The organism is Paenibacillus sp. sgz302115 (genome assembly GCF_056120445.1).
The window spans coordinates 332717-342034 of record NZ_JBVYOK010000005.1 but is presented as its reverse complement, the minus strand read 5'-3'; the positions used below and the strand labels follow the sequence as shown (position 1 = coordinate 342034).

At 45.7% G+C, this 9318-nt stretch carries 9 protein-coding genes; 6 read left to right on the top strand and 3 right to left on the bottom strand.

Annotated elements, in window-relative coordinates; genetic code table 11:
* Nucleotides 1-218 precede the first annotated feature (218 nt).
* From AC0LWN_RS13480 to AC0LWN_RS13460, 5 genes are all read left to right on the top strand, one after another.
* A complete protein-coding gene (locus AC0LWN_RS13480; protein WP_474666060.1) occupies nt 219-1055 on the top strand; it encodes a hypothetical protein in 837 nt (278 codons plus the stop codon).
* 217 nt (nt 1056-1272) lie between these two features.
* Entirely contained in the window at nt 1273-1830 is a 558-nt protein-coding gene (locus AC0LWN_RS13475; RefSeq protein ID WP_474666058.1) for a MarR family winged helix-turn-helix transcriptional regulator, read from the top strand.
* 681 nt (nt 1831-2511) lie between these two features.
* Entirely contained in the window at nt 2512-3387 is an 876-nt protein-coding gene (locus AC0LWN_RS13470; RefSeq protein WP_474666056.1) for an SDR family oxidoreductase, read from the top strand.
* A 163-nt stretch (nt 3388-3550) separates the two neighbouring features.
* Nucleotides 3551-4645 (top strand): phosphotransferase enzyme family protein, encoded by a 1095-nt coding sequence (locus AC0LWN_RS13465; RefSeq protein ID WP_474666082.1) that lies wholly within the window; start codon nt 3551-3553, stop codon nt 4643-4645.
* A 413-nt stretch (nt 4646-5058) separates the two neighbouring features.
* Complete coding sequence (locus AC0LWN_RS13460; RefSeq protein WP_474666054.1) at nt 5059-5388, top strand: hypothetical protein; 330 nt, start codon at nt 5059-5061, stop codon at nt 5386-5388.
* A gap of 152 nt (nt 5389-5540) precedes the next feature.
* On the opposite strand, the gene AC0LWN_RS13455 is transcribed toward AC0LWN_RS13460, so the two are convergent.
* From AC0LWN_RS13455 to AC0LWN_RS13445, 3 genes are all read right to left on the bottom strand, one after another.
* Nucleotides 5541-6281 carry a YwqG family protein gene (locus tag AC0LWN_RS13455; protein WP_474666052.1) on the bottom strand — a complete coding sequence of 247 codons (741 nt, stop codon included), beginning with the start codon at nt 6279-6281 and terminating at the stop codon, nt 5541-5543.
* Nucleotides 6282-6441: 160 nt separating this feature from the next.
* Nucleotides 6442-7872: an MDR family MFS transporter gene (locus tag AC0LWN_RS13450; RefSeq protein WP_474666050.1), complete on the bottom strand. Its 1431-nt coding sequence runs from the start codon at nt 7870-7872 to the stop codon at nt 6442-6444.
* Nucleotides 7873-8167: 295 nt separating this feature from the next.
* Nucleotides 8168-8407, bottom strand: a complete 240-nt coding sequence (locus AC0LWN_RS13445; protein ID WP_474666048.1) for a hypothetical protein — start codon at nt 8405-8407, stop codon at nt 8168-8170.
* 145 nt (nt 8408-8552) lie between these two features.
* Here AC0LWN_RS13445 and AC0LWN_RS13440 point away from each other — a divergent pair, with 145 nt between their 5' ends.
* Nucleotides 8553-9311 (top strand): leucine-rich repeat domain-containing protein, encoded by a 759-nt coding sequence (locus AC0LWN_RS13440; protein ID WP_474666046.1) that lies wholly within the window; start codon nt 8553-8555, stop codon nt 9309-9311.
* The last annotated feature ends 7 nt before the right edge of the window (nt 9312-9318 follow it).

The following is a 9318-nucleotide window of genomic DNA, read 5'->3' as shown; positions in this document are numbered from 1 at the left end:
GATCGCCGTAGGGAGGGTTTGCCCCGAACGGGATGCATACTGCATCGAACGCTTGTGGAGATCATGTAAGACCTTTCTACAAAAAGGCAGCGATCGTCGAAACAAGAAGCCCCCGCCTCTATAGGCGGTGGGAGTATTCACTAATACAGATTGTTAGAAAATCTATTAATAAATATAATAGTAACAAATATAGTTATAGCCAGGAGGGGAAGCTTAGTATGATTCCATTAGACGACGTAGACAAATGCTACCCATTAATAAATGAGCGTGCACAACGTTTTTTGAGCGAGCAAGAACTGAAGCAATATCGCTCCCTCCCACAAAACGAGGTTGAACACCAGCTTAAGCTGTTGCTGGAAAGTCCGATTGCCCACTTTACCGTTGTAAATGAAGTCTACTTCAGAGCGCGTTGGGCAGAGGTTTTTGAAGCGCTGCAGTTAGGAGATGACCTGACACTATTGGAGGTGGCTTCAGGCGATGCAGATATGGTTCCCCAGGTCATGGCACGAACCCATCCGAACAGTACATACATAACGGCCAATATGAATAAAAGCCTCACCACCAGTTTGCAGCAGAAAACGCTGGGTCTTCCCCTGCATATGAAAATCATAGAGGAAGATGCGGCTTATCTCGAAAAACATCTGCCTTCCGGGTCAGTGGATATTATCGTTTTTCAGCATGCGGTCAATGATATCATCCAGGCGATTTTGTGCGGACAGGCTGGAATCGACACCATTCATACGGATTGGATGGAAACTTTGCCGGCCATGATCAAACTTCTTCAGCAGGAGGTTGCCTCAGGTACACTCGAAGTTCATGCCATGCAGCCTTTTATCACCTTGATACACACTTTATTGAAATCCCTGCGGACAGATGGCATTATCGCTATGAATCATTATATGTTCCAATTGGACCTTGACTGGGGTTACCCGGCAGATTTGTTTGAGAATATCATCCCCCTGACCAGACGCTGGTTGAACGGGATTCAAGGTTGCGAAGAGATTTTTATTCCCGGTTTTGACCGACAATGGTGGATCTTTTTGCAAAAAAGATAAGGATGCTCCACAATCGCTGTGAACCGTAGCATAACTAACGGCGAGTTCAAAACGCCACGATCACGGCGAATAGGACCTGCGGTAGCCCGTCCTTCTTTAACCCATGCACGAATTTTGGCCCGACGCGGTTCTGGATACTTCTCAGACAATTCATTCACCGCACTTTCGTAAAAGAAATAGAGTTGACAAATATATAGTTAGGCACCATACTATATTCATGGCCAATCCATTTCATGAATCAGCTGACATGCAACTTATCCCTACTTTTGCACAGACGAAGCGTCAGGTTGACCGTTACGGACTCGACGTTGACGCGCAAGCTGTGCTCGTTGCCGCAAGATTGATGACCGCAGGCGCCAAGCTAGGACATGCCGCGGACATCCACTTCGCCCGATTCGGATTATCGACAGGACGATATCGACTGCTAGCAGACCTCGAAGATAATGAAGGTGAAGAGCTGCCCTCGCAGCTTGCGGAGAATCTCGGCGTAACACGCGCCACTGTCACAGGATTAATTGACATACTAGAGCGAGATAAGCTTGTATCTCGACGACCCAGCTCCCTTGATGGCCGTCAGAAGTCGGTCCTCTTAACAGAGCTCGGTGCGAAGAAGCTGCGCGACATGGCTTCGGAGCACTATGCCAGACTCGAAGCGATGGTCGGCTCGCTGAGCATTGAGGAGCGCACCTTGTTCCTCAATTTGTTGGGACGTGTAACCCAAGGCATCTCGGCGCTAACAGACGAATCCTTGGCATCAACAAAATCCAAACCATAAACGCGCATCGCAGAAAAGGAGAACGGGCTAGTGCGGCTAGCCCATTTATTCCATCTTATAATTAGGCACCTAACCATTTGCTGTCGGGTTGTTTTTTTACCTGATAGTTAGGTGGCTAATTATATATTTCTACGATGCGTCTTGAGAAAGAAAGGTGTTGCGTATGTACAACAGAAATAACCCTACCCCGTCAGGGGAAATATATGGTGCTCAGTCCAGTAGGTCGAGGAAGCAATCCTTCGTCCTATGGCGCGAATTGATTCCTGCTTATCTCGCCCCTGCCATCATGGCTGGAATTGGAGGGATCATCACCGCTGATAAAGTGCTGCAGATCCGGGCACTCACAACAATTGGAGGATCATCGTTGCTAATTGCATTCTGCATGGGTCTCTGGCTTCGCACCCGCCGTCCCCGTAATCAATGGTTCGTGCGTGCACCGCGCCTGCTCGTTACCTTGGCGTTTGCTCTCGGCGGCGCTCTGTTCGGACTGCTGGCGGCTTGGGCAATTACAACCTTGCTGCCCTCCCTTCTACCGAACAGCCCCTACCTCTGGCTCGGCCACATCGGGTTTGATTTCCCAATATCCAGCGCAATCGCTTGTACGACGATGTCGTGGCGGTGGCGAGGTACCCTCTCGAAATGAAATAATTCATTCACACATTGAAAAGGAGCGAATATCATATGATCGCAATTTTAGGAGCAACAGGAACGATTGGGAACGCACTTGTAAGACGGCTTTCAGCCCTTGGACTGCCCGTCCGGGCATTAAGCCGGGAGCCCGGCAAGCTTCGGGAACGACTCTCGGACCTGGATTTGACCAGCATCGAGATCCGCACTGCAGATGCGAACGACTCGGCATCTATGCTTAGCGCCTTGCAGGGTGCCAAGCAGCTATTCCTCGCGTTGTCCAATAGCCCGAACCAAGTTGCTCTCGAGACTTCTATCATCCGAACCGCCGTACAAGCAGGCATCGAGCATATCGTCAAAATCTCAAGTCCCGTCTATGACCCTCGCTCGCCTGTCGCGGTTGCCAGTTGGCATGGCGAAATCGAGCTTGCGCTAGCGGAGTCCGGTATGACCTATACCGTCCTGCGGCCTTATGCATTCATGCAGAATCTGCTGCGCCTAACACCGGCGATTTCTGCCCAAGATCTGTTCTTCGGCTGCATAGGCGACGCACCCTGCAACTTCGTCGACTGCCGCGATATCGCCGATGTCGCGGCCGCCGCACTGACGAATCCCGAAATGGCCGGCCGTATCTATACATTGACCGGCGCTCGGACGTTCACCTATCCTGAGATTGCCGAACAAATATCGTCTCTGCTCGGGCGCCCGATTCGATTCATTCATTTACCGCCTGAACAACTGCGCTTTGATTTAATCGAACACGGGCATATCCCATCTTGGCTTGCGGACCATGTCGTGGAAATTCAAACGATGTCGACCGTGATCAGAGAGCAGCCGACAGATACTGTTGAACGTATATTAGGTCGAGCGCCGCGGACGCTAGAAGCTTTTCTTAAGGAACATGCCGTCCATTTTCAACCAAGACGATAACACGCCCATACACAAGAACCCCTTAACTAGGTTAGGGGGTTCTACGCTTTATCTAATCTTTTGGACCAAGGTAGACTTAAAGGCGAGTTTAATTATACAGAAAGTCTCCCTAGAGTTTAAAAGGAATTTTTAGATATAATATAGTGCATCCATTTTTTAGTTTATTGGAGGAGATATTATAAATCATAACGAGGTTGTTAAAATCGGTGACGCCCATTTACTTCCATTAATATCAGCGTTGTACGGATTAGAGGGCTATGAAATCAAACCGGTTAAGGCACATGACGGAGGGCGTAATGTGGTTTATACCTGTGAGAAAGCGGGCGCCGAAGCAACAATACTAAGAATCGCCTTCTTAAATGACAGGAGCCGGGAGGATTTCCTGGGGGAACTTGAGTATGTCAGGTATTTATTCGAGCATGGAGGAAGTGTCTCGGATGTAGTAAGCTCCAGGAAGGGCAATCTACTGGAAGAGGTCACTCATAATAATCACACCTTTTTTATCTGCTTATTTAAAAAGGCCAAGGGAAAAATGCTTGCAGAAAATAATTATCAGTACCGTGAAGGGGCTCCAATTACCGAATATTATTATAATTGCGGTAAAGTCCTGGGGAAACTGCACCAGATATCGAAAGGGTACACTCCTGTCCATCCCCGGTATAGTTTTTTTGACAAATACAATGCCGAATATATTGATACACTGATCCCCGGTTCCTTTTTTCTGCTTAAGGAGAAGATGGTAGAGCTCCTTAGTACATTAACAGAACTGGACATGAACCAAGAGACTTTCGGTATGGTCCATTTTGATTATAACGATGGGAATTATTCGATAGATTTAAAAAACGGGCAAATCACTGTATACGACTTCGATAATTCATGTTTCTGTTGGTATATGTTTGACTTGGCGAGTCTCTGGACTAACGGAATGGGCTGGATACAATTTGAACCAGACGCGGGCAAACGCAAGAAATTCATGGATGATTATTATGCACAAGCCCTCGAGGGGTACAGATCCGAGACCCGGATCGAGGATTCGATATTGGATAAATTACCACTATTTATTCAACTGAACCTCATGGAAGGTATTGTGGATGCATTCGAGGTTATGCAGAATAGCGGCGAAGAGCTGGAGTCTGATGAGGAGCTGTCATATCGCATTAAATGTCTAGAAGACGATATCCCGTATATGGGATTTTTCCATGATATCTACTCGTGTGAAGAACCCTTTGAATATGAGCAACGGGATTTGACCAAATGATGTTTTGCAAAATCTCGTAAGGGGAAATGGCAGCCTGCACTGAATTAACGGATTACGACGTTTGAAAGCGATATCAAAGAAAGGGCCATCCCACATACGGATGGCCTTTAAACTTGCCGATACAGACAGCGCGGAGAACCGTATAAATAGCGGCAAATATTTCAGGCCGAAGCAACAAGTTTCAAGTGCAAATGAGTGTATGTGAAACGAACACTGTTTCTAAGCTGTTTTTTCATTGGGAGGGGCTCTAAATTAATGAAATATATCCGTTTCTTTTTCATAATCACTTTTCTTTTCATTGCTGGCTGCAATGACAGTAGTTCATCCAAGCAACCAACAACCGTCGCATAGCAGCTACATCTACGCCAACAACTTTACCCACAGAGCTTCCCAAAGGTTCCGGTTCCACCAACGTGAAAAATTATTCAGATGATGAAATACTGTCTTTTGTTCTTAAATATAGCAATTTAAACGAATCTACAGTAAAACTAACGGATTGGCCTGATACTGATGAAGATCAAGATCAGTTGAGAGATCCTGTTAATTTTGTTTTGGTTGAAGAAAGACCAGACAGTACGAGTAATGAGGTAGATAAAAGGGATTATTACAGTGTCTACTTTGGTCAGAATTATGGTGATCATATTTCCAGGAGTTTACGGATATTTGTGAAATATGATCTGAGTGAGATCATCTTATCTGAAGGTGGATATTTTGATGAACAGACTGAAGTTATCCATCCGTAGATAGTAAGGGTTGGCCCAGAAACTTTCCGCTTTACTCAACGTGGGGACCTATACCAAAAGGATGGCTGCTTATAACCAGCAGACGCCCTACTTTTTGTGTAGATGAGATAGAGGAGAAAGCGGCGGCAGAATATCGGTATAATTATTGCTCCTTAGCCTGCATCAGATTTTAGCATACTAAAATCTAATTTCTTTAGGCGTTCTCTTTCGATAAATATCATCAACTTGTCGCCGTCATGCCAATACCATTCAAGATCGTCATCTGAATCGATGGTTAACAGAGAAATCCATCCTGCTTCAGGCGTTGGATCATATGCTAGTGAACGATGAGAAGGGTAGCCTAGAAGGTAGTCCGAGCTTTTATGTAAAGAATCTCGTACTTCAGTGTATATGTCGTGCTCTTCTTCGTCGAAAGGCCAATCCTTTACCTGGTATTCGTCATAAGGGACATCAACCGTTGGGAAAAACTCAATCACAGTAGTCGTGTCAGTATCAGATTGTGGAGGGGATATAGTCTCCAGATTCGTAGGTTCAGGAATATATATTGCATGAATAAAACCGTCCTCAAAAGCCTCCAGATAATAGTCGCCATCAGGATTATGATCTGCTACAAAAAGACTTAGAAGTCCTTTCGATGGCAAATCTGCTTCAATTGATGGGATTTCTGCAAAATTAATTTGGGCAAGGAAGCGATAAGGCCTCATCTCATATGCAGGCCATTCGCTACCAACGGGTAAATCAGGCGCTCCTCCAAAACGACTACAGCCCAATCGTGGTTCAACATCGCTATTTTTAAGTATATCAATTGCCGGTCTCGAAACTTGAAGCAGATACTCTTTATAGCCAGCAATATCTGATTGTTCAATTTTCTTTGAAAAATGGTTCTTATTCATTTTAATCTCCTTGTGTATGATTTCATCCTATGGTACAACTCCTCCGCACTGTCTGCAACGGCAAGTTTTTTGGAACAAAAGCTTATAAGTACCTTATCAGCAGTAATCCGTCCACCAAGACTCAAAACATCTTCATTTTCATGTATTTTACGGCGAACCATTAAGCTAGGTAATTATGTTCAGGCCTTTTTTTTATAAACCAGCCCAGCACCAATAAAAGTATTGCAAGAATACATTCAATCCAAAAAACCGTCTGCAGACCGGCAACCATGCTTTGTGTCTTCTCATGCATCCCAGTGGGATCGGGCGAATGGTGAAGATAACGATTGGCGCGAGAGGACATGACGCCGACGAACAATGCGATGCCAATTCCCCCTGCGATCTGCTGGAGCGTATTGTATATGGCTGTGCCATGAGGGACCAGGTGACGTGGAAGTTGATTCAATCCTGCTGTCTGAGCCGGCATGACGACGAACGACATGCCTAAGAATAAGAGGATATGGTTGAACAGAACGGAACCTCGCGTAGTATCACTGTCGATGCCGGTAAACAGCCACAATGCTATGGTAATCAATAACAGCCCGGGCACAATTACGAATCTCGGCCCGAATTTATCGAATAATTTCCCTGACACCGGCATCATTATCCCATTCAGAATGCAGCCTGGCATCAAGAGCAAGCCTGTCGCGAATGCCGTCAATTGCATTACATCCTGCATGTAGATCGGCAGCAGTGTCGTTGTGGCGAAAAGAACCATCATTAGGATTATAATCAATACCGCAACCAGAGAAAAAGTGGGATGCCGGAATACGGACAGGTCGATCAAGGGCTCTTTGATGGTGAGCTGCCGCCATACAAGCAAGAACAAGAAGAGGACACCTATGGCAACCGACGCGTAACCCTCAGGCTGGGCCCAGACATTGGTTTGGCTGAAGCCGTAAGTGAGGCCGCCGAAACCGGCGGTTGACATCACAATAGATACAAGATCGACCCTTGGCTTGGTCAGTTCAGTCACATTCCTTAAGTATATGAATGCATAAGCAATCGCAAACAGTGCGACAGGAATCACCATATAGAACAGCCACCGCCAGTGAAAGGTATCGATGATCAGACCCGACAGAGCTGGCCCGATAACAGGGGCGACCATGATGACCAGTCCCATGAGACCCATGGCGGCACCCCGGCGTTCTGGAGGATAGAGGGCGAGAATCGTGCTCATCATCAATGGGATCAATAATCCTGTACCGCAAGCCTGAACAACCCTGCCCATCAGCAAAACTTCGAATCCCGGGGATACTGCACACAAGCAGGTACCCGCCAAAAATAACACCATCGCAGACATAAACATTTGGCGGGTCGTGAACCATTGCTGCAGTAATGCGGTTACTGGTACCAGTACGCCGATCACGAGCATGTAACCCGTCGAAAGCCATTGTATGGTCGTAGCAGTAACATTGAATTCCCTCATTAATCCGGGGAGCGCATTGGTAAGCAGATTTTCGTTAAGAAACGCAACAAATGCACCGACAAGTAGCGCGGTTAACATCGCCCCTCTTTTTATTCCACTTGCAGCTTGAACCTGAGTGTTCATCTTCTACCTCCCGAATATTCATTGCGTTCCATTCATTATCAACCTGAAGAACATTTTACGTGAACCCGGCTGAATTGGAAAAAGCGGAATCGCGCTTCTTATTCGGAAATTCATTCATATTTCGGAAGTCTAAGGGGGGCTCCCCCACTATGTCGCTCATTCGCCCATTATCTCTTGACAAGATGGGATTTGGGGATTAATATAACGTGCCGGTCAACTCTACAAGGAAAATACATCCGAAAAGGCCGACTTTTCGCAGTGCCTTGGCACCGGAATTGTCAGCCTGTCGTGCAGATTATCCTACACCATCAGTTTCCAGCAAGGAGTAGAAATTATCACGGTCTTCGTTATCAAATTTGCCAAGCGTCCGTACCTTGATAAATTCATGTCCGCCATACATGTTTATTTCCTCACCGTACCTATTGTAGAGCGCGATCATATTGCCATCCTCATTCAACTCCATGTACCCGTAACAATTTGCTTCAGGCGCTTCACCGTTGAAGAGCGTAAATCTGATTTTAATTACTCTGTGCATGTTGTCCCTCCTTTGCTGTCTTTCGTATTAGCTTTGAAGTTATACAGCATCCTCCACAAAATGTCAACAAAGTGAACAGTTTTGGAAATAAATCCGATAGAAGTAAGAATGACACCAATTCGAGTTCCTTAAAAGGAGAGTGTATATGCCTGCTAAATTAGTAAAAAATATCATCGTGTTTTGTTTGGTTTTCCTACTCTTGCCGGCAACATCTATTTGGGCTGCATCTGTTATTACAGATCCGGTTCTGGCGAAAGCCATTCGACAGGAATTAAAGCTACCGGCCAATAAAGAGGTTAAGACGGGTGATTTGAAGAAGCTGGAATCATTATATCCTATGGAATCAAAGAATAAGATTAGAAGCTTGCAAGGACTTGAATTTGCCGTTAACATGCAGAGCTTATTTCTGCCCGGTCAAAATATAAAGAATATTACACCGCTCAGCAAGTTGAAAAAACTGACGTTTTTAGCTGTTGACGGGAATCAGATTACAGACCTTACACCCCTTTCCGGGTTAAGTAATCTACAGAATCTGGTTATTGATAGTAACAAGATAACAAGCCTATCTCCGCTGGAAAATTTACATAAGCTGACTGATCTTCTTGCCAGCAACAATCAGGTGGCAGATCTGCGTCCCATTCAGAAACTAAAGTTAAAATGGCTCCTGCTGAGCGGAAATAAAATTCAAGATTTGACGCCGTTAAAAAATCATCCAACTTTAGAAAATCTTTATTTGGACGATAATCTCATCCGGGATATTGAAGTGCTCACGACGATACCGAATCTAAAAGAGGTATCCTTGGCAAACAACCCGCTGAATGAGCAGGCGAAGCAGGTTGTCGAGGAACTAGAGAATAACGGCATCACTGTGAATTTGGAAAGTAGTGCTGATGAGAACAATTGATGCGCAG